This is a genomic window from Kitasatospora viridis (genome assembly GCF_007829815.1).
Lineage (GTDB): Bacteria > Actinomycetota > Actinomycetes > Streptomycetales > Streptomycetaceae > Kitasatospora > Kitasatospora viridis.
Map to the genome: position 1 here is coordinate 470,885 of NZ_VIWT01000001.1, position 20,820 is coordinate 491,704.

At 73.2% G+C, this 20,820-nt stretch carries 18 protein-coding genes; 12 read left to right on the forward strand and 6 right to left on the reverse strand.

Annotated features, from left to right (window positions below):
- Nucleotides 1-54: 54 nt before the first annotated feature.
- Nucleotides 55-1,539, forward strand: coding sequence for a hypothetical protein (locus tag FHX73_RS02180; protein ID WP_145902989.1), 1,485 nt, complete (start codon nucleotides 55-57; stop codon nucleotides 1,537-1,539).
- A gap of 13 nt (nucleotides 1,540-1,552) precedes the next feature.
- Here the strand turns inward: FHX73_RS02180 and FHX73_RS02185 are convergent, their stop codons facing one another.
- Nucleotides 1,553-3,466, reverse strand: coding sequence for a phosphocholine-specific phospholipase C (locus tag FHX73_RS02185; RefSeq protein ID WP_246213307.1), 1,914 nt, complete (start codon nucleotides 3,464-3,466; stop codon nucleotides 1,553-1,555).
- Nucleotides 3,467-3,764: 298 nt separating this feature from the next.
- Here FHX73_RS02185 and FHX73_RS02190 point away from each other — a divergent pair, with 298 nt between their 5' ends.
- From FHX73_RS02190 to FHX73_RS02200, 3 genes are read left to right on the forward strand one after another with little or no spacing between them, the layout of a single operon-like run.
- A complete protein-coding gene (locus FHX73_RS02190) occupies nucleotides 3,765-4,517 on the forward strand; it encodes an ABC transporter ATP-binding protein (RefSeq protein ID WP_145902991.1) in 753 nt (250 codons plus the stop codon).
- Nucleotides 4,518-4,522: 5 nt separating this feature from the next.
- A complete protein-coding gene (locus tag FHX73_RS02195; protein ID WP_145902992.1) occupies nucleotides 4,523-5,893 on the forward strand; it encodes an ABC transporter permease in 1,371 nt (456 codons plus the stop codon).
- The gene (locus FHX73_RS02200; RefSeq protein ID WP_145902993.1) at nucleotides 5,886-7,175 is read left to right on the forward strand and encodes a sensor histidine kinase; all 1,290 of its coding nucleotides are present in this window, start codon (nucleotides 5,886-5,888) and stop codon (nucleotides 7,173-7,175) included. Before FHX73_RS02195 ends, FHX73_RS02200 begins: the two co-directional genes overlap by 8 nt.
- Before the next feature lie 29 nt (nucleotides 7,176-7,204).
- On the opposite strand, the gene FHX73_RS02205 is transcribed toward FHX73_RS02200, so the two are convergent.
- The gene (locus FHX73_RS02205) at nucleotides 7,205-7,870 is read right to left on the reverse strand and encodes a response regulator transcription factor (protein ID WP_145902994.1); all 666 of its coding nucleotides are present in this window, start codon (nucleotides 7,868-7,870) and stop codon (nucleotides 7,205-7,207) included.
- Nucleotides 7,871-7,899: 29 nt separating this feature from the next.
- On the reverse strand, nucleotides 7,900-8,109 hold the full coding sequence (locus tag FHX73_RS02210; protein WP_145902995.1) for a hypothetical protein: 210 nt from the start codon (nucleotides 8,107-8,109) through the stop codon (nucleotides 7,900-7,902).
- A gap of 170 nt (nucleotides 8,110-8,279) precedes the next feature.
- Between FHX73_RS02210 and FHX73_RS02215 the strand changes: the two genes are divergently transcribed.
- The gene (locus FHX73_RS02215) at nucleotides 8,280-8,879 is read left to right on the forward strand and encodes an O-methyltransferase (protein ID WP_145902996.1); all 600 of its coding nucleotides are present in this window, start codon (nucleotides 8,280-8,282) and stop codon (nucleotides 8,877-8,879) included.
- Between the two features lie 135 nt (nucleotides 8,880-9,014).
- Here FHX73_RS02215 and FHX73_RS02220 read toward each other — a convergent pair whose 3' ends face one another.
- From FHX73_RS02220 to FHX73_RS02230, 3 genes are all read right to left on the reverse strand, one after another.
- Nucleotides 9,015-10,055 (reverse strand): S66 family peptidase, encoded by a 1,041-nt coding sequence (locus FHX73_RS02220; RefSeq protein WP_246213754.1) that lies wholly within the window; start codon nucleotides 10,053-10,055, stop codon nucleotides 9,015-9,017.
- Nucleotides 10,056-11,034: 979 nt separating this feature from the next.
- Nucleotides 11,035-12,549, reverse strand: a complete 1,515-nt coding sequence (locus tag FHX73_RS02225) for an MFS transporter (protein ID WP_145902997.1) — start codon at nucleotides 12,547-12,549, stop codon at nucleotides 11,035-11,037.
- Between the two features lie 155 nt (nucleotides 12,550-12,704).
- Nucleotides 12,705-13,445 carry a TetR/AcrR family transcriptional regulator gene (locus FHX73_RS02230; RefSeq protein WP_246213308.1) on the reverse strand — a complete coding sequence of 247 codons (741 nt, stop codon included), beginning with the start codon at nucleotides 13,443-13,445 and terminating at the stop codon, nucleotides 12,705-12,707.
- A 347-nt stretch (nucleotides 13,446-13,792) separates the two neighbouring features.
- On the opposite strand from FHX73_RS02230, the gene egtA reads away from it, so the two are divergent.
- The 7 genes from egtA to FHX73_RS02265 all read left to right on the forward strand — a co-directional run bounded on the left by egtA (nucleotide 13,793) and on the right by FHX73_RS02265 (nucleotide 20,801).
- Nucleotides 13,793-15,115: an ergothioneine biosynthesis glutamate--cysteine ligase EgtA gene (egtA, locus tag FHX73_RS02235; protein WP_145902998.1), complete on the forward strand. Its 1,323-nt coding sequence runs from the start codon at nucleotides 13,793-13,795 to the stop codon at nucleotides 15,113-15,115.
- A complete protein-coding gene (gene egtB / locus FHX73_RS02240) occupies nucleotides 15,112-16,461 on the forward strand; it encodes an ergothioneine biosynthesis protein EgtB (protein WP_425461427.1) in 1,350 nt (449 codons plus the stop codon). The genes egtA and egtB overlap by 4 nt, the downstream gene beginning before the upstream one ends.
- The gene (egtC, locus tag FHX73_RS02245; protein WP_145903000.1) at nucleotides 16,461-17,252 is read left to right on the forward strand and encodes an ergothioneine biosynthesis protein EgtC; all 792 of its coding nucleotides are present in this window, start codon (nucleotides 16,461-16,463) and stop codon (nucleotides 17,250-17,252) included. The genes egtB and egtC overlap by 1 nt, the downstream gene beginning before the upstream one ends.
- A complete protein-coding gene (gene egtD / locus FHX73_RS02250; RefSeq protein WP_145903001.1) occupies nucleotides 17,249-18,226 on the forward strand; it encodes an L-histidine N(alpha)-methyltransferase in 978 nt (325 codons plus the stop codon). Before egtC ends, egtD begins: the two co-directional genes overlap by 4 nt.
- A 47-nt stretch (nucleotides 18,227-18,273) precedes the next feature.
- Complete coding sequence (locus FHX73_RS02255) at nucleotides 18,274-19,128, forward strand: alkaline phosphatase family protein (protein WP_145903002.1); 855 nt, start codon at nucleotides 18,274-18,276, stop codon at nucleotides 19,126-19,128.
- 96 nt (nucleotides 19,129-19,224) lie between these two features.
- On the forward strand, nucleotides 19,225-19,902 hold the full coding sequence (locus tag FHX73_RS02260; protein WP_145903003.1) for a TetR/AcrR family transcriptional regulator: 678 nt from the start codon (nucleotides 19,225-19,227) through the stop codon (nucleotides 19,900-19,902).
- Nucleotides 19,899-20,801, forward strand: coding sequence for an AurF N-oxygenase family protein (locus tag FHX73_RS02265; protein ID WP_145903004.1), 903 nt, complete (start codon nucleotides 19,899-19,901; stop codon nucleotides 20,799-20,801). Before FHX73_RS02260 ends, FHX73_RS02265 begins: the two co-directional genes overlap by 4 nt.
- The last annotated feature ends 19 nt before the right edge of the window (nucleotides 20,802-20,820 follow it).

A 20,820-nucleotide genomic window follows, 5' to 3' on the forward strand; every position in this document is an offset into this window, starting at 1 on the left:
GTCGACGGGCAATCCTCGTCGACGCGGCCGCGCGGCTGCTGCCAGGATGGCCGGATGCCCTCCGTTCCCGTGGAATCCTGGCTGCGCGGGGTCGCCGCCAATCCGGCCGCACCCTCCGACGTCCTGCTGCGCCTGCTGACCCCGCAGGGCAAGCCCGCCTGGAAGGCGCTCTGCCGCGAGCGTGCGCTTCCCGCCGACCTGGTCGAGGCGGTCCTCGCGCACCCGGAGCGGGCGGTGCGGCAGGCGTTCGCCCGCAACCGGTTCGCCGAGCCGGCCCAGCGCGGCCGACTGGTGAACGACCCGGACGCCTTCGTCCGCGCGAGCCTGGCCGGCGGTCCGTCCCCCCGGCTCGGCCGGGGAACGCCGCTGCCCGACGACGTGTTGGAGACCCTGCTCACCGCGCCTGACCAGCCCGGCTTGCTGACCGCCAACGAGATCGCGCAGGAGCTCTCGTTCTCCTCGCAGATCCCGGCCGCCTTCCGCCACCGGGCCCTGACCCACCCGAACCCCGGACTGCGCCGCTGGGCAAGCACCCTGTGGACCTGGCTGACCCCCGAGCAGCGGGCACGACTGCGGACCGACCCGGCCCAGGAGGTGCGGGACGAGGCCCGCCGGCAGGACCAGTACCTCGACCCCGGGGCGATGGCCGCCCAACTGCCGGAGGAAGACGGTCGCGACCGGCAGTTCCGGCTGCACGCCTACGCGATCTCCCAGGACGTCGCCGACCAGTGCCTCGCCCAACGGCGCGGCCTGACGCCGCTGGCCCTCAACCGGTTCACACCCGCCGGGACGGTGGCCGCACTGGCCACCGATCCCGACACCGGGGTACGGGCCCTGATCGCCGCCCGGGCTGATCTGACCGAGCATCAATTCGCTGCACTAGCAGCCGACTCGGACGAATTCGTCCGGACCCGGACACTGGCGCAGCCGCTCCCGCGCACCTGGCCGCAGTGCGCCGCGGTCACCCGCGTCATCGGCCACACCGCCGACTGCGTCGGCCCGGTCCGCGACCTGGTCATCGAGCCGGAACCGGCCTGGTACACCGCCTGCGCGACGTCAACCAATCCCACGCTTCGCCGAGTTGCCGCCACCTGCGGCGAGCTTCCCGAGGAGCTCGTCGAGCGCCTGGCCGACGACCCGGACCCGGAGGTCCGCCACCTGCTCGCCCTCAACCACCCGTCGGCGCCCGGGCGGATCGTCCTCGACGCCTTCCTCGCCTGCCCCGACCAGCGGCACTACCTGCTCACCCGCGCCAACCTGCCGCGCACCGGCCTGCGTTCGCTGCTCACTCACCAGGATCCGGAGGTCCGCGCGCTGGCCGCCGCCGACCCCACCCTCCCGGCGGCTCCCGTCCAGTTGCTCGACGCCGCCACCCCGGAGGTGGTCCGCCAGGCCGCCGCCCGCAACCCGCTGCTCCCCCTCGACCTGCTCGACGGGCTGCTCGACGACCCCGAACTCGCGGAGGCGGCGGCCGCCAACCCGGCGCTGACCACCGACCGCCTCCACGCACTCCTCGACCGAGCCCTCGCCGGGGTCTGACCCTCGACGACGACTACGGCTGCACGCGACCCGCGAACCGGCGCTCGAAGCCGTCGCCGGTGTCGGCGGTGACGGTGTAGTCGTACCGGCCCGCGTCGGTCGGCGCCAGCAGCCGCTCGGCGCTGCCGCCGGCCGGCACGGTGACCACCGTTGCAGCCGAACCAGCGGCCCCGAAAGCCGAATTGGCACCGACCGAGAAGGTGACCGCCCGGCCGCCCTGGTTGGTCAGCGTGAGCAGCACGCCGTCCGCCGACTCCTGCGAGGCGACCTCCGGGTGGCCCTTCGTCGGGTCGCTCCAGGTACGCACGTCGCCCTTGAAGCCGCGCAGGAAGCCGTCGGGGCCGTGCGCGTCGATGTCGTAGGGGCCGCCACTGACGCCCAGCGCGCTGAAGAAATCGCTGACGCTGCCGCCGACCGGCAGCGTGTAGCGCCAGGCGCCGAACTGCCGGTGGTTCACCGTGTACATCGACAGGCCCGCGCCGAGCGTGCCCAAGTTGTCGATGGTGATCCAGAGTTGCCCGTTCGAGGTGTCGGTCCGGGAGGAGGAGCCGAACCGGTAGCCGGTCGGTAGCGCCGGCCGGTCGCCCGGCTCCACCTGCGGCTGCTGCTGGATCAACGGCGGGAAGAGCGGGGGCAGCAGCAGCTTGTCCTGGGCGGCCAGGTCGGCCAGCAGCTGCTTGGTGTCGGGCAGCGCGGGGAAGGTGCGGTTGCTGGTGGTGAAGTCGAAGGCCGACATCAGGTCGCCGCACACCGTGCGGCGCCAGGCGGAGATGTTGGTCTCCTTCACGCCGGTCCAGTTCTCCAGGAAGCGCAGCACCGAAGTGTGGTCGAAGACCTCGGAGTTGACCTTGCCGCCACGGCTCCACGGGGAGATCACGATCATCGGCACCCGCGGGCCGAGGCCGATCGGGGCCCCGTTGACGAACTCGTCCGGCGTGCCGTCGGGCGCGACCGGCGGCACCACGTGGTCGAAGAAGCCGTCGTTCTCGTCGTAGTTGAGGAAGACCACGGTCTTCGCCCAGACCTCCGGGTGCGCGGCCAGCGCCTGCAGCACCACCGTGGAGGTGAAGTCCGCCCCTTGCGCCGGCGGGTAGTTGGGGTGCTCCGACTGCGCGGTCGGGGCGACCACCCAACTGACGGCGGGCAGCGTGCCGTTGGCCACGTCGTTGGCGAAGTCGTCGGCGCCGCGCCGGGCCATGCCCTTCTCGTAGAGCGCGGATCCGGGCGCCGCGGTCTGGAAGGACTTGAACCAGGCCAAGGCGTTGTCGTCGAAATTGTCCTGCTGCTGGTAGACCTTCCAAGAGATGCCGGCCGCCTCCAGCCGCTCGGGGTAGGTCGTCCAGGTGAAGCCGCTCTTGCTGTTGTCGGTGGCCGGTCCGCCGTGCGTGCCGGCCGGGTCGATCATCCCGGACCAGAGGTAGAGCCGGTTCGGGTCGGTGGAGGTCATCGCGGAGCAGAAGTACTGGTCGCAGACGGTGAACGCGTCGGCCAGCGCGTACTGGTACGGGATGTCCTGGCGGCGGTAGTAGCCCATGGTGTACCAGGTCTTGGCCGGGATCCAGTTGCACCACTGGCCGTTGGCCCAGGCGCTGTGGGTGCCGCCCCAGGAGTGGTCCAGGTCGAAGATCCGCTGCGCGTCGCTGGTCGAGGTGTCCAGGTGCCAGGGCAGCAGGGTGGTCCCGCCGACCGTGCCGAGCAGCCGCTGCTGCAGCACGTCCGACCCGTTCGGGAACCGCACCCGCGAGGTGTCCCCGTAGCCGCGCACGCCGTTCAGCGTCCCGAAGTAGTGGTCGAAGGACCGGTTCTCCTGCATCAGCACCACGACGTGCTCGATGCCGTCCAGCGTCCCCGGCCCCATCGGCGCCGCGAGCGCCTCGGGCACCGAACCGGGCAGACCGCCGAGCCCGACGGCGGCGCCGGAGGCCACGGCGGTTCCAAGCAGAGCACGTCTCGACAGCGGGGACACGGGTCCTCCCAGTGGGTCGTCTGGTTACCTGTGGGTAGGAATGCTCCCAGCCCGCGGTGAACAGCGGAACCCCCGTGCAGACACCCGATCGCCGCCTCGATGTGAGTCCCGGTTGTCCGGACAACTCGTCAGATCGGCTGCGCTGGAACTCCGCCAGGGGATGACCGTCCAGCCCCCCGGAGAGGGTTCGGAAAACCGAACCCCGGATTCGGGTGCTGGCACGATCGATCGCCGCGCCCGGCTCGCCGAGGATGAGGGCATGGCTGAGATGACCAAGGACTTCGCGACCGGACCCGCCGCCCTGGCCCGGGACCTGCACCGCGACTACGGGCGCGGTGGCGCCGCCGTCCGGGCACTGCGCGGGGTGTCGGTCGACTTCGCGCCCGGGACGTTCACGGCGGTGATGGGCCCCTCGGGCTCCGGGAAGACCACCCTGCTGCACTGCCTCGCGGGCATCGACCGGCCGACCCGGGGGTCGGTCTTCTGGGGCGGCGTCGAAGTCTCCCGGCTGCCCGAGCGTCGGCTGGCGCAACTGCGGCGCAGCCGGGTCGGGTTCGTCTTCCAGGCGTTCAACCTGATGCCCGCGATGACGGTCGCGCAGAACGTCGAGCTGCCCGGCCGGCTGGCGGGCGAGCGGCCGGACCGTGAGCGGGTGCGGGAGGCGCTCGCCCGGGTCGGGCTGGCCGGGCGCGAGCGGCACCGGCCGGGCCAGCTGTCGGGCGGGCAGCAGCAGCGGGTGGCGATCGCCCGGGCACTGGTCTGCCGTCCCCAGGTGCTCTTCGCCGACGAGCCGACCGGCGCGCTCGACCGGACCACCGGCCACGAGGTCCTCGACCTGCTGCGCTCGGGCGTGGACCAGGAGGGGCAGACCTGTGTGATGGTCACTCACGACCCGGTCGCCGCGGCGTACGCCGACCGGGTGCTGCTGCTCGCCGACGGCGTGCTGGTGGAGGAGCTGAGCCGGCCCACGGCCGCCCGAGTCGGCGAACTCCTCAGCCGGATGGGCGGGTGAGGGCGATGGCCGCGCTCGTCCTCGGGCAGTTGCGGCGGCGTCCGGCCGCCTTCGTCGGCCTGGCGGTCGCGCTCTTCCTCGCCCTCGCGACGATGACGCTCTTCGGGTCGCTCCTCGCCGCCGACGGCTCCGGACCCTCGCCCGCCCGGCAGGCGGTCGCCGGGCCCGGGCCGAAGGTGATCGCGGGGGTCTTCGGGGAGATCGCCGTCCTGGTCGCGCTCTTCGTCGTGATCAACGCGCTGGGCTTCGCACTGCGCCAGCAGCACCGCGAGCTGGCCCTGCTGCGCACCGTCGCAGCGACGCCCCGTCAGGTCCGGCGGCTGGTCCGCGGGCAGGTGGTCGCGATCACGGTGCTGGTGGCCGTACCGGGCTGGGTCGTCGGCACGGCGGCGGCCCGCCGGTTCCTCACCGAGTTGCAGCGGCGGGGCATGGCGGCGCCGGGCCTGCGGGTGTCGGCGACCACGGTGCCGATGCTTGTCGCGTTCGGCGTGGCGCTCGCCGTCGGCCTGCTGGCCTCGGCCGTCGCGGCGCGGCGGATCTCCCGGATCGCACCCGCGGCCGCGCTCGCCGCGAGCTCGACCGAGCAGGGGCGCGCGGGTGTGGTGCGCCTGCTCGCCGGGGCCAGCGCGCTGACGGGCGGCAGCCTGCTGCTGCGGCTGGCCGCGACGCGCCCGGCCGAGCAGGCGGACAAGGCGGGGCAGGCCGCACTACTCGGCTCACTGGTGCTGCTGATCGCACTGGCCCTGGCGGGACCATTGCTGGCGCGCGCCCTGACCGCGGTGCTGGGCGCGCCGTTGCGTGCGCTGGCACCCGGCGCGGGGTGGCTGGCCGACGCCAATCTGCGCGGCTACGCGAGGCGGTTGTCCTCCGCCGTCGTGCCGGTCGCCCTGCTGGTGGGCTTGTCAGGCACCATGTCGATCATGACGAGCACCGCCGAGCACGCCGCCGGCGCGGCCGCGACCAGCGCCGCATCGAGCACGGATGTCTGGCTGCGCCAGACCGAGTTGGCGATGCTGGTCTGCTTCGCCGCCGTCTCCACCGTGAACACCCTGGTCGCCGTGACCGCCGAGCGGCGCCGCGAGTTCGCGCTGCTGCGGCTGATCGGCGCCACCCAGGCCCAGTTGATGCGCATGCTGACGGTGGAGGCGGTGCTCACCGCGGCGGTGGGTGTGCTGCTCGGCGCGGCGGTCGCCGGTGCCGCCTCGGCGGCGTTCAGCACCTCCGTCACCGGCTCGCCGGTGCCCACCGTCCCCACGGCCGCCTGCTGGTGGATCGTCACGGGTGCGGCGGTGCTGACCGTTCCGGGCATCGTGCTCACCGGCCTGCGCGCGGTGCGGGGCCCGGCGGCGGAGCTGGTGGGTGGTGGCCGTGACTGAGCGCAGCGGCCCGGTCGGCGCGGCCGCCCCCGCCCGGCGGGCGTACCTGTCCGTCCGGGGCGGCGAGTGGGCGTTCGCCGTCCTCGGGCTGCCGCTCGCCCTGCTCGCCGGCGCCTACGCGATCGCCGTGCTGTACGCGGGGGTGCTGCTCTCCCTCACCGTGCTCGGCCTGCCGTTCCTGGTCGCCGCGCTGCTGGGGACGCGTGGTCTCGGGGCGCTGCACCGCTGGCTGACCGGCCGACTGCTCGGCGAGACCGTCGAGCGGCCGGCCCCGCTGCCGCGCCCGGCAGGCGTGATCGCCAGGGGCCGAGTCGTGCTGATCGACCCGGTGGCCTGGCGGACGCTGCTCTACCTGCTGCTGCGACTGCCACTCGGCGTCCTCGGATTCGTGGCCACCGTCGGGCTTCCGCTCGGCTGCGTCTGGCTGGTCGGCTTCCCGCTCTGGGACAGGCTGTTGGAATCCGACCGGTGGTCACCCCTCTGGTTGGACACCACCGCCGTGCTCCTCGGCCTGATGCTGCTGCTCGCGGTGCCCAGCGCGGTCCGCACGCTGAGCGGAGCGAACCGCCGGCTCGCCCGGCTGCTGCTCAGCCCGGCCGGCGCGCAGCAGCGCGTCCGGGAGTTGGAGACCGCCCGGGCCACCCTGCTGGCGGAGAACACCGACCAGCTCCGCCGGCTTGAGCGCGACCTGCACGACGGCACCCAGGCCCGGCTGGTCGCCCTGGCCATCACCCTCTCGCTGGCCGAGGACGCACTGGCTCCCTCGACCGACCCCGACCCCGACCCCACCCCCAACCCCGACCTCGGGCGGATGCGGGCCCTGGTCGGCCGAGCCCGCGGCCAGATCGACGACACAATCGCCGAGCTCCGGCTCCTCACCCGGGGCATCCACCCGGTGGCGCTCGACGGCGGCCTCGGCGCGGCGCTGCCCGGGCTCACCGCCACTTCGCCCGTCCCGGTCACGCTCCAACTTGACCTCCCGGACCTTCCGGAGCGCCCGGACCCGACGATCGAACGAGCCGTCTACTTCTGCACCGCCGAGTTGCTCACCAACATCGCCAAGCACAGCGGCGCCCGCTCGGCCGCCGTCACGGTGACCACCACCGCCGACCGGGTCCGCCTGACCGTGCGCGACGACGGCCACGGCGGCGCGGCGCTCGGCGCCGGCACCGGCCTGACCGGCCTCGCCGGGCGCCTGGCGGCGGTGGACGGCACCCTACGCATCATCAGCCCACCGGGCGGGCCCACCGTGATCACCGCCGACCTGCCGAACCGGCTGTGACGGCTGGCTGTCCCGTCTGTGACGACCGGTCAGCCACCGCCCTCCGCCAGGTAGGTGAGCACGGCCTTCACCCTCCGGTTGTCCGCCTCCGTCGCCGGCAGGTCGAACTTGCCGAACACGGCGGCGACATGCTTCTCCACCGCCCGCTCCGACACCACCAGCAGCGCGGCGATGGAACGGTTGGAGTGGCCCTGCGCCATCAGCTCCACCACCTCGCGCTCACGCGGCGTCAGGGCGTCCAGCCTGCTGCGTCGCCCACTGCTCGTCAGCTGGGCCACCACCTCCGGGTCCAGCGCGGTGCCCCCGGCGGCGACCCGGCGCAGCGCGTCCACGAACTCGGCGGTGCGGGCGACGCGCTCCTTCAGCAGGTAGCCGACGCCCGACGCACCGTCCGCCAACAGCCTGGTGGCCCAGGAGGCTTCGACGTGCTGGGAGAAGACCAGGATGCCGACACCCGGCGCGCTCGCCCGGATCTCGACCGCGGCCCGGATGCCCTCGTCCGTGTGCGTGGGCGGCATCCGGACGTCCACCACCGCCACGCTCGGCCGGTGCTCGGCCACGGCGGCGAGCAGTTCGGACCCCGTCCCGGCGGTGGCCACCACCTCACAACCACGGGCACCGAGCAACTCGACCATGCCGTCCCGCAGCACGACGGAGTCCTCGGCCAGCACCACGCGCAGACGCTCGTTGATCACCACGCCATTATCGGCCCCACCAGCACCGGTCAGCCGCGCACCAGCACCAGCCACACCGTGTGCTGGGGCGTCCGGGCGCTCTCCTGAAGTGTGTGCGGGTCGCGGACCGACGCGTAGTTGTCGCTGGCATCCACGAAGTAGACGGCCGGCCGCGGCCCGGCAGAGGCCGACGCCGCCCCGAACAGCGCCGTGACCGCCGCGATCATCATCGCCCAAATGCGCCGGGACCAGGTGCTCACGCCGTGCCTCCGTCAGGTGCGGTTCCTCAGCAGATCGTCCGGAAATCCGCACACCTGCCGACGCGGCGGGCGGATCGACACAGGCGGAATCACCCGGTCAGCTGCGGGGTGGGGCGGTCCGGGTGTTGAGTGAGTGTCAGAACGATGGATCGGTTGACGGGGAGGTACCGGTGTCCCTTCGGGGTACGGACGCGCATCGCGCGGCGAAGGAGCTGCCGCCGTTGGTGCGCAAGGCGGTCGAGGCGGCGCAGGCCCACGGGTTCGACAACTCGTGCCGGCCGGAACAGGGGCGGCTGCTGCACGCCCTCGCCCAGGGGGCGGTGCGCTGGATCGCGGAGACCGGGACGGGGTGCGGGGTGGGGCTGGCCTGGCTGGCCACCGGAGCCCCGCCCGGGGTGCGGCTGTTGAGCGTGGAGCGGGACGAGGCACGGGCGGCGGTGGCGGCGGAGGTGTTCGCGGGGCTGCCGCAGGTGGAGGTGGTCTGCGCGGACTGGACGGCGCTCTACCGGCGCGGCGGCCCCTTCGACCTCCTGGTGCTGGACGGGGGCGGCCAGGGCAAGAACGAGACTGCCGCGGCGGATCCGGAGCGGCTGCTGGCTCCGGGCGGCACGGTGGTGATCGACGACTTCACCCCGGCCACCACGTGGCCGCCCCTGCACGAGGGCCGACCGGACGCCGCCCGACTGCACTGGCTGGAGCACCCGGCACTGGCCGCCACCGAGTTGCGGCTGGCGCCCGACCTCAGCTCGGTAGTCGGGCGCCTGCGCTGACGGTACGCCGGGAGCACGTTAATACTGCGCATTATTAACCTAGCCGCACCACATCAATGCTGACGGCTCGTCAATAATGCGCAGTATTAAGCTGCCCATCCCCAGACAGCTCAGCCCCGGACGGCTAAGCCCCCGTCAGTACCAGACCGTGATCCGCTTGGCCGCCCCGTCCACCCGGATCCGGCCGCCGATCGGCATCACCGTCTGCGGGTCGGTGTGCCCGAAGTCCACGTCGAAGACCACCATCGTGTCCGGCGCGTACTGGGTCAGCGCCCGCAGCACGGCCTCCCGCTGGGCGGTGCGGTAGGCGGTCTTCTCCTCTGCAGTGCGGGGAGCCAGGATGTTCCAGGCCTTCGCCCGGCCCATCAGCAGTGCCGGGAACTGTCGCAGCAGCCCGCGCTCGCCGAGGTTGCGCAGGATCCGGAAGACCTCCTCGCCGCCGGGCATCTCCTCGGAGGTCTCCAGCAGCAGCACGCCGCCGGCGTACTCCTCGACGGGGCGGATCTCCCGGTCGGCCATCGCCATCCAGGAGAGGATCTCCAGGTTGCCGCCCCAGCCGGGCCCGTCCACCACCCGCTCCGGCCCGTGCCAGGACCAGCCGGTACCGGGCTCGTCCGTCGGCTCGCCCGCGAGCAGCTCCGGCTGGTTCCAGTCCAGGTTCTCGTCGCCGAACCGCTCGGCCGGCCGCAGCTCGTAGGGCCCGGACTCGAAGAGCGCGGCGCGCAGCGAGGCATCGGTGTCCGGGTGCACCCGGCCGCCCCGGCCGAGCTCCACCATCACGCTGGCGCCGTGGTACGACACGATGCCGAGGTTGCGCAGCAGCAGGAGCAGGTTGGTGTTGTCGCTGTAGCCGAAGAAGGGCTTGGGGTTGGCCTGGATCAACTCGCGGTCCAGATGGGGCAGCACGGTGATCTGGTCCTCGCCGCCGATGGTGGCGATCACGGCCTTGACGGTGGGATCGGCGAAGGCGGCGTTCACGTCGGCGGCCCGGTCCTCGGGGGAGGCACCGAGGACCCGGGTGGTCGGGTACTCGACCGGCTCCAGGCCGTACTCCTCGCGCAGGCGGCGCAGGCCCAGCTCGTGCGGGTGCGGGAAGATCTGCGGCAGACCGGCACCGGCGGACAGCACGGCGATCCGGTCGCCGGGACGCGGCTTGGGCGGAGCGGCGGGGACGATGGCGAGCTGCTCCAACTCGGCGGCCCGGCGCAGGTCCTTGGGACGGCCGATGGCCCGGCGCATCGCGATCAGGTCGGCCCGCCGCAGGTAGCGCAGCAGGGTGCCGTCCGGACCGGGGGTGGTGAGCGCACGAGCGGCGAAGCCGGCGACGTCCAGCTCGCCCCAGGGCAGCGCGGGGGTGCAGAGGTCGCCGGAGGCCTGCGGGGTCCGGTAGTCGAGCTTGCGCGCTCCGAAAGCCTCGGGTGTGCAGGGGAGTTCGGCGCCCTCCTCGTCGAGGAGCCGGGCACCGACGGCGGCGAAGGCCTTGGCCATGGCCTCGGCCCGCGCGGGGTCGCCGTCCCAGAGCAGGTCGAGGTCTCCGGTCAGCTCCAGGGAGCCGTGCAGGATGCCGGCGACCTGGCCGATGGCGACGACGGGCGCGCCCTGGCGGTCGAGTTCGGCGAGCAGCGGTACGGGGTCGAAGCCGATCGCCCCGTCGGTGGCGATGGTGCCGTGCTCCGGGTCGGCGTCGTCGTGGCTCAACCCAGTGGCCGCACGGCCCTGCACCAGTTCGGCCGTGCGCTCGACGGCGAGGCGCAACCGGTCCAGGGGGGAGACGGGGCTGACGGTCATCCGGGATCCTCCAGGGGGTGGTGGCGATCGATCCGGCGAGTCGATCACGCACCCGCGAGGAGTGTCCAGCAGGTTTCGCGCGTACGCGAAACCCCCCGCACACCTTTCGCACGTACGCGAAACCCCCGGCGACCTTTCGCGCATACCCGAAACCCCCGCCACCTTTCGCGCGTACGCGAAACCCCCCGCCACCCTTCCCACGTACGCGAAACCCCCGGCGACCTTTCGCGCACACGCGAAACCCCCCGCCACCTTTCGCCCACACGCGAAACACCGAACGGCGCCGCCCCCTCCCCATCGGGGAAGCAGCAGCGCCGTCCGGTGTCGAACAGGCCGTCAGGCGGGCCCGGGGCCCACTGTCAGCGCGTCAGTGCGCCATCACCGGGACGTCGGCGACCTCGCCGTCCGCACCGGCCGCGATGTGGTTGCTCTTGCCGCCGCCGTTCAGCAGCGCGAAGGCCAGCGCCGAGGCGACCAGCAGGAACCCGAAGGACCACCAGATCGCGTGCGAGAAGCCCTCCACCGCACCCTGGGCCTGCAGCATCAGCTGCATCGGGTCCTTCGTCGGGGCCGGGTTGACGTGGTGGCTGGTGAAGAACGACTTGGTCGCGCTGGTCGCCACCGTGCTCAGCGCCGCGGTGCCGATGGCGCCGCCGACCTGCTGCGACGTGTTGACCATCGCCGAGGCGACACCGGCGTCGGTCGGCCGCACCCGGAAGGTGGCCAGGCTCATCGCCGGCATGAACGCGGTACCCATGCCGAGGCCCATCAGGACCAGGCCGGGCAGGATCAGCCAGTACGAGGAGTCGACCTTGATCTGGGTCAGGATCGCCATGCCGACCGCCGCGACCAGGAAGCCGGGGCCCATCAGGAACCGGGCCGGGACCCGGTTCATCAGCCGGGCGCCGATCTGGGTGGAGCCGGTGATCATGCCGGCGACCATGGGCAGGAACGCCACACCGGTGGTGACCGGGGTGTAGCCCAGGATGTTCTGCATGTAGTAGGTCAGGAACAGGAAGAGACCGAACATGCCGATCACCGCGAGGCCCAGCGCCAGGTACGAGCCACCGCGGTTGCGGTCGGTCACCACGCGCAGCGGCAGCAGCGGAGCGCGCAGCCGGCTCTCGACGATCACGAAGGAGATCAGCAGCACCGCGGCCGCGATGAACAGACCGACCGTCAGGTGCGCGCCCCAGCCCTTCTCGGAGGCCTCGGTGAAGCCGTAGACCAGCGCCACCAGACCGCTGGAGACCAGCAGCACGCCGGGGACGTCGAGCGGGTTGCGGTTGCGGTTGCCGGCCGGCTCGCGGATCACGAAGACCGCACCCAGCACCGCGATGATCGCGAACGGCACGTTGATGTAGAAGGTCCAGCGCCAGTTCAGGTACTCGGTGAGCACACCGCCGAGGATCAGACCGATGGCACCGCCACCACCGGCGATGGCGCCGTAGATGCCGAACGCCTTGGCCCGCTCCTTGGCCTCGGTGAAGCTCACCGTGAGCAGCGAGAGCGCGGACGGCGCGAGCAGCGCGCCGAAGATGCCCTGCAGCGCGCGGGCGCCGACCAGCATGGAGAAGTTCTGCGCGGCACCACCGACGGCGGAGGCCAGCGCGAAGCCGATCAGACCGGTCATGAAGGTGCGGCGGCGGCCCCACATGTCGGCCACGCGACCACCGAAGAGCAGCAGGCCACCGAAGGCCAGCGCGTACGCGGTGATGACCCACTGCCGGTTGACGTCGGAGAAGCCGAGGCTCTTCTGGGCCGAGGGAAGCGCGATGTTCACGATGGTGGCGTCGAGCACCACCATCAGCTGGGCGAGGCCGATGAAGCCCAGCGTCTTCCAGCGATTGGGGTCGGCCTGAGGCACGACGGAGTCAGACATGGGTGTACTCACCTAACGGCAGGAATCGGTGCTTTACGACGGGCGCGGTGGGGCTGCGCCCGGGGATGTACGTGGCCCGGGAGGTACTCCCGGATGTACGCGGCCCGGGAGGTGCTCCCGGATGTACGGGTCCGGGAGGTCCCCCCGGACGGAAATCAGTGGTTCCGGCGCAGCTCTTCCAGCGTGATCACGTGGCCGGGCAGGACCGAGGGCGCGGGGGCCCGCAGTCCGTCCAGGAACAGCTGCAGGTGACGGTGGATGGTGACGGCCTGGTCCAGGACCAGGCAGTGGGCGCCGGGCATCGGCCTGGCGAGTCGACCCAGCGCGACGAACAGGTCGCCGGGCCCGACGTCGGGCCGGAGCGTGCCGGCCTCCCGGGCCTGGGTCATCAGTTGGGCGGTGAGCTGGTCGGTCTCGGCCTTGATCCCGAAGTACTCCTCCTCGGCCTCGGCCGTGACGTGGTCGGAGAGCATGCTGTACAGGGCGCCGATCTTCTCGTCCGCGGTGGCGTGCACGAACGCGCACAGCGCCTCGAACGGGTCGCCGCCGCCGGCGACCGCCTCACGGGCCCGGTCCCGGATCCGCTCCATGACGGTGAGCGCGACCTGGTGGATCAGCGCGGTGCGGTCAGGGAAGTTCCGGTAGAGGGTGGCGTTGCCGACGCCGGCCCGCCGGGCGATCTCGTCCAGCGGAACGTCCGCGCCCTCGTCGGCGAAGAGCTGCCCCGCCGCGGCGACGATGCGCTCGCGGTTGCGGATCGCGTCGGCGCGCAGCCGGGGCGCGGCGGCGCAGACCGGCTTCGCGGCGTCAGGGCCGACGGCGTCGGCACCGACGGTGTCGGCCGCCGGGTCGGGGGCGGTGGCACACACGGGCGCCGTTACGTCGAGCATGTCCATGACCGCACTCCCTTCCTCGTTGGCTCGTCGATCTGGGGACTCATCCCCCACTTCCATCGACTGTACGGCAAACGGGGAGATGGTCCCCACATATTTCCGGTCCACCGGATTTTCCGACGATGTGAGCCGCCTCACCTCACCCGGTTGCCCCGGGCGGGCGTGGGGAATCCAGCACATACGACCACGTGTCGGGCAACTGCGCGTGACCGGTCGCACACTGGATCGAGAAGTGCGGGCTGCCCGTGCCCGCGTGGTCATCGCCGGTTCAGCAGAGGACGTGATTGCACGTGAACGTCGCACGACCGTCGACCCAACCCCCCAGTGCACCACCCCAAGCGCCGCCGACCGTGACCCCGCTGACCGAGTCCACCGCGGAGGCCTTCGTCGCCAGCACGTGCTTCAAGATCGGGCCGCCCGCCCGGATCGGGGTCGAGCTGGAATGGCTCGTCCACGACTCCGAACAGCCCGACCGCGCGCCGGATCCGGAACGCATCGCCGCCGCCCTGGCCGCCCTGGACCACCAGCACCCCGACCGCGGCGAGAACCACCAAGGCAAGCAACAGCACACCGAACACACCCAGTACACCGAGCACCCCGTGCTCCCCGGCGGCTCCCGGATCACCCGCGAGCCAGGCGGCCAGGTCGAGCTCAGCTCCCCCGCCGCCGACGGCCTCGTCGCCTGCATCCGGACCACCGGCGCGGACCTCGCCGCCCTCCGCGCCGCCTTCGCCGCCCAAGGCCTGAGCCTGGTCGGCTACGGCGTCGAGCCCCACCCGAAGGACCGTCAGGTGACCCTGCGCCAGCCGCGCTACCTGGCCATGGAGGAGTTCTTCGACCGCGCCGGCCCGTGGGGCCGGATCATGATGTGCGCCACCGCCTCCACCCAGGTCTGCCTGGACGCCGGCACCGAGGCCCCGGGCAGCACCGACTTCCGCGAGCGCTGGCGGCTGGCCCACCGGCTCGGCCCGGTGCTGGTCGCCGCCTTCGCCAACTCCCCGCTGCTGGACGGCCGTCCGACCGGCTACCGGTCCGCCCGGCAGGCCGTCTGGGCCCGGATGGACCGCACCCGCACCCAGGCCCCGGGGGCCGGCGACCCGCGCGAGGCCTGGGCCCGCTACGTGCTGGACGCCAAGGTGCTCTGCGTGCGCCGGGCCGACGGCGCGCCGTGGAGCGCCCCATCCGGCCTCACCTTCCGCGACTGGCTGCGCCGTCCCGAGGCGGAGCGCCCGACCCTGGCCGACCTGGAGTACCACACCACCACGCTCTTCCCGCCGGTCCGCCCGCGCGGCTACCTGGAGCTGCGGATGATCGACGCGCAGCCGGACGACGGCTGGATCGTGCCGGCCGCGCTGGCCGCCGCGCTCTTCGCCGACCCCCGGGCCACCGATGCCGCGCAGGCGGCGCTGGAGCCGCTCAGCGCCGCGTTGGCCGAGCCGGGCCCGCGCGGCCCCGCCTGGTCCAGGGCCGCCACCCGCGGCATGGCCGACCCGGTGCTGCGCCGCGCGGCGCTGGACTGCTTCGCCGCCGCCGAGGCCGCGCTGGGCCGGGCGGGCGTGGACGGCGGGATCCGCTCCGCGCTCGCCGCCTTCGCGGAGCGCTACCCGTCCCGTGGCCGATGTCCGGCCGACGACTTGCTTGAGCACCCCTCCCGAGAGGACGCACCGTGCTGAACCCCACCGTCATCGACCCCGACGGCGGCGACGAGCGGCTGCGCGAGGCGATCGCCGACGAGCTGCTGGCCGCCCGGGCGCGCACCGCGCTGCTGACCGACGCGGTGGACGACGCGGACCTGGTCGCGCAGCACTCCCGGCTGATGTCCCCGCTGGTCTGGGACCTCGCGCACATCGGCAACCAGGAGGAGCTCTGGCTGCTGCGCAACGTGGGCGGCCAGGACCCGATGCACCCCGAGATCGACCCGCTCTACGACGCCTTCCAGCACCCGCGCGCCGACCGGCCCGCGCTGCCGCTGCTGCCGCCCACCGAGGCCCGCGGCTACACCGGCGAGGTGCGCGGTCGGGTGCTGGACCTGCTGGCCGGCGCGGAACTCTCCGGACCGCCGCTGCTGCGGGCCGGATTCGCCTTCGGCATGATCGCCCAGCACGAACAGCAGCACGACGAGACGATGCTGATCACCCATCAGCTCCGCGCCGGCGAGCCGGTGCTCGCCGCGCCGGCTCCCGCGCCGGCTCCCGGTGACCCGCTGCCGAGCGAAGTCCTTGTCCCCGCAGGCCCGTTCACCATGGGAACGGACACCGAGCCGTGGGCGCTGGACAACGAGCGCCCCGCCCACCAGGTGGACCTGCCGGGCTTCGCGATCGACACCGTGCCGGTGAGCAACGCCGCCTACCAGGCCTTCATCGCCGACGGCGGCTACCAGCGGCCGCACTGGTGGAGCGCCGCGGGCTGGTCCCACCGTCAGGAGGCCGACCTCTGCGCCCCGCTGCACTGGTTCCAGCAGGACGGTGTCTGGCTGCGCCGCCGGTTCGGCCGCACCGAGCCGGTGCCGGGCGACGAGCCGGTACTGCACGTCACCTTCTACGAGGCCGAGGCGTACGCGGCCTGGGCCGGCCGCCGGCTACCCACCGAGGCGGAGTGGGAGAAGGCCGCCCGGCACGACCCGGCCACCGGCCGCTCCCGCCGCTTCCCCTGGGGCGACGAGCCGCCCGGCCCGGAGCACGCCAACCTGGGCCAGCGCCACCTCCAGCCGGCCCCGGTCGGCAGCTACCCGGCCGGCCAGGCTCCTTGCGGAGCACGGCAGTTGATCGGCGACGTGTGGGAGTGGACGGCCAGCGACTTCACCCCCTACCCGGGGTTCCGGGCCTGGCCGTACCGGGAGTACTCGGAGGTCTTCTTCGCCCGGCCGGACCGGCCGGCCGAGTACAAGGTGCTGCGCGGCGGCAGCTTCGCGGTCGCACCGGTGGCCTGCCGGGGCACCTTCCGGAACTGGGACTACCCGATCCGACGGCAGATCTTCGCCGGCTTCCGGACCGCCCGCGACCTGTCGGAACGTGCCTGATGTGCCGTCATCTCGCCTACCTAGGTGCCCCGGTGACGCCGGCCGAGCTGCTGGTGGAGCCGCCCTACGGCCTGCACCGGCAATCCTGGTCGCCCCGGCTGCAGCGGTTCGGCACGGTCAACGCGGACGGCTTCGGCCTGGGCTGGTACGCCGACGGCGACCCGTTGCCGGCCCGCTACCGGCAGGCCGGACCGATCTGGTCCGACGAGAACTTCACCGACCTGGCCCGGGTGGTGCGCACCCGGGCGCTGCTGGCGGCGGTCCGCTCGGCCACCGTCGGCACCACTCCGGAGCGCAGCGCCGCCGCCCCCTACGCCGCCGACGGTTGGCTGTTCAGCCACAACGGCGCGCTGGCCGGCTGGCCGAACGGCCTCGGCGCACTGGCCGCGCTGCTCGACCCCGCCGAGCTGCTCGGGCTCGCGGCGCACTGCGACTCGGCGCTGGTCTGGGCGCTGCTGCTGCGTCGGCTGCGGGCCGGCGAGCCGGTCGAGCAGGCGCTCGCGGGGGTCGTGGCCGAGGTGGTCGAGCACACCGAGGCCCGGCTCAACCTGCTGGTCACCGACGGCCGGGTGATCGCCGCGACCGCCTGGGGCGACACCCTGTTCCACCGTCTGGAGCCGGGCCGATCGGTGCTGGTCGCCTCCGAGCCGGGCGACGACGGCCCCGGCTGGACCCCGGTGCCCGACCGGTCCGTCCTGCTCGCCACCCCCGACGCCGTGGTGGTCCGCCCGCTGGAACCGAGCCGCGTCCAACCGCCGCTGCCGAGCCGCAAGGAGAGTCTGATCCGATGACCAGCTTCGAACTCACCCGCCTGCTCCCGTCCGACCACTTCGCCCGGGCGCTGCGCGAGGACGTCCGGCGCGGGTTGACCGCGCCCGCCAAGTCGCTTCCGCCGAAGTGGTTCTACGACAAGCGGGGCAGCGAGCTGTTCGAGGACATCACCCGGCTGCCCGAGTACTACCCGACCCGGGCCGAGCGGGCGATCCTGACAGCGCGGGCCGACGAGATCGCCGCCGCGACCAAGGCCCGGACCCTGGTCGAACTGGGCTCCGGCTCCTCGGAGAAGACGCGGCTGCTGCTGGACGCGCTGGGCGCCCTCGGCACCCTGCGCGAGTACGTGCCGGTGGACGTCAGCGAGAGCGCGCTGCGCGAGGCCGGGCGGCGGCTGGCCGAGGACTACCCGGGGCTGGCCGTGCACGGGGTGCTGAACGACTTCACCGCCAGCCTCGGGCTGCCCGGCGAGGTGCCGGCGCCCCGGCTGGTCGCCTTCCTCGGCGGCACCCTGGGCAATTTGAACCCGGCCGAGCGGTCCGCGTTCCTGACCGCGCTGCGGGCCGAACTGTCTCCCGGGGACTCGCTGTTGCTCGGCACCGACCTGGTCAAGGACCCGGCGGTGCTGGTCGCGGCGTACGACGACTCGGCCGGGGTGACGGCCGAGTTCGACAAGAACCTGCTGAACGTGCTGAACCGCGAGCTGGACGCCGGGTTCGATCCGGAGGCCTTCGAGCACGTGGCGCTGTGGAACGCCGAGCAGGAGTGGATCGAGATGCGGCTGCGCTCCGTCAGGGCGCAGCGGGTGCCGGTTCCCGGGGTCGAGCTGACCGTGGAGTTCGCCGAGGGCGAGGAGCTGCGCACCGAGATCTCGGCCAAGTTCCGCCGCGAGGGGGTGGCCGCGGAGCTGGCCACGGCCGGCTTCGCGCTGCGGCACTGGTGGACCGACCCCGAGGGCCGGTTCGGCCTCTCGTTGGCCGAGCCCGTGGACTGACCGTCCGGGTCACCGTTCGAGTCACCCTTCGAGTCGAGGAGGCCGTCGTGCGCCCGCCGGGCAGGATCGCCGTTCTGGCGGGCGCACTCGGCCTGTTGGCCGCCTGCTCGGGCGGCAGCACAAGCGGCAGCGGCGGGTCCGGTAGCGGCGGCGGCCTGCCGCGCCCGGCGCACGTGGTGGTCGTGGTGCTGGAGAACCAGGCCGCCGACGCGGTGCTCGGCAACCCGAGCGCCCCCTACCTCAACCAACTGGCCCGCACCGGAGCCCAGTTCACCGACTCGACGGCGATCACCCACCCGAGCCAGCCGAACTACCTTGACCTGTTCGCCGGTTCGGACCAGGGCGTGACCGACGACTCCTGCCCGCACTCCTTCGGCTCCGACAACCTGGCGACCGAACTCGCCGCCAAGGGGCTGGGCTTCACCGGCTACGCGGAGAACCTGCCCGCCGACCGGTCGAGTTGCGCCGCCGGCGAGTACGCCCGCAAGCACGTGCCCTGGCTGGACTTCAGCAACGTGCCGGCCGGCGACAGCGCGCCGTTCACCGCTTTCCCCACCGACTTCAACCGGCTGCCCACCGTCTCCTGGGTGATCCCCAACCTCTGCGACGACGCCCACGACTGCCCGTTGAGCACCGCGGACGGCTGGCTGCGCACGCACCTGGACCCGTACGTCCAGTGGGCCCGGCAGCACGACAGCCTGCTGATCACCACCTTCGACGAGAACGACGGCTCCCCGGGCAACCGGATCGCCACCTTCTTCGACGGCGGTCCGGTCCGGATCGGCAGCTACGGCGAGCCGATCGACCACTTCACCGTGCTGCGCACCGTCGAGGACATGTACGGGCTGGGGCACGCCGGCGCGGCCGCCGACGCCGCGCCGGTCCGGGACGTCTGGAACTGACGCCCGCAAAAGCCCCAGCGCACCCGAGGAATCCCAAGGAATCCGAGGCAGCCAAGGCTATTGCTGAAGCAGTGAATCACTGCTTCACTTCTTGCCGTGGCCTACCGGAAGACCCCCGCCGTCCAAGCCCGGCTCGACGCCCAGCGCGCGACCGTGCTCGCCGCCGCGACCGAGCTGCTCGCCGAACGCGGTTACGCCGCCTGCTCGGTGGCCGCCGTCGCCGAGCGGGCCGGGATCGCCACCGGCAGCGTCTACCGCTCCTTCCCGAGCAAGGCCGAGCTGGTCGCCGAGCTGTTCCGCAGCGTGGTCGGCCGCGAGGTGGCCGCCGTCCGGGAGGCCGCGGCCTACGGCGGCGACCTGCACGCCCAAGTCGCCTCGGTGATCGGCACCTTCGCCGGTCGCGCGCTCGGCGCGCCCAGGCTCGCCTACGCGCTGCTCGCCGAGCCGGTCGACCCGGAGGTGGAGGCCGAGCGCCTGGTCTTCCGCCGGGCCTTCCGGGACGTGATCGCGGCCGCCGTCGCCGAGGGCACCGCGGCCGGCCGACTGCCCGCCCAGGACCCGGAACTGACCGCCGCGCTGCTGGTCGGCGGGGTCGGCGAGGCGCTGGTCGGGCCGCTGGCCGACGGCCGGGCCCCCGCCGACCTGGTCCCCGCCCTGATCGCCTTCTCGCTGCGCGCACTGGGCTTCCCCGCGCCGACGCCCGCCGCTCCCGACCCCCGCAGCGTCCCCACCTCCCCCACCCTCCTCACCGGAACCGCCGGAGCCGCCCCGTGACCACCACCGCCGATCCCGCGGCGGAGCGCGAGCGCAACGCCGAACGCCTGCTGCGCGCCTCCGCCAAGCACTCCTACGACCCGCTCACCGAGATCGACTGGTCCGCCCCGATCGACCCGGATCAGTTCGCCCTCCCCGCCCACCGGGTGACGCTCTACGGCACCGGGCTGTGGGAGTCCATGAGCCACCGTCAGCGCGCCCGGCTGAGCACCAACCAGTTCGCCAGCACCACCGCCGCCGGGATCTGGTTCGAGCTGCTGCTGATGAACGGTCTGATCCGGCACGTCTACGACGCCGACCTGACCACCCGGCACGCCCAGTACGCGCTCACCGAGGTCGCCGACGAGTGCCGGCACTCCACCATGTTCGCCCGCTACATCACCGCCACCGGGTACCCGTCGGCCCGCCCGTCCCGCCGGGCCGAGCGGCGCGGCCGGATCCACCTGATGATCAACGACATCGCCCTGACGCTGGCCGGCGCCGTGTTCGTCGAGGAGTTCGCCGACGCGATGCAGCGCGAGATGATCCGGGACGACTCGCTGCAGCCGCTGGCCCGCTCGGTGGCCCGGATCCACGTGGTCGAGGAGGCCCGGCACATCGGCTACGCCAAGCCCGAACTGGCCCGCCGCTGGGCCGCGATGAGCGCGCCGCGCAAGGCCCTGTTCCGCCGGGTGCTGGCGCTGCTGGTCACCGAGGCGGTGCGCGAGTGCGTCAACCCGCGGGTCTACGCGCTGGCCGGGCTGGACCCGCAGGAGGCCCGCCGGGCCGCCCGGGCCAACCCGCACTGGCAGGCCGCCAAGCTGGACTGGTCGCGCAAGGCGGTGGCCTTCTTCACCGAGCTGGGCATCATCGACGACTCGACCGCCCGGATCTGGCGGCGCGCCCACCTGATGCCCTGAGGCCGACGCCGGCGAACAC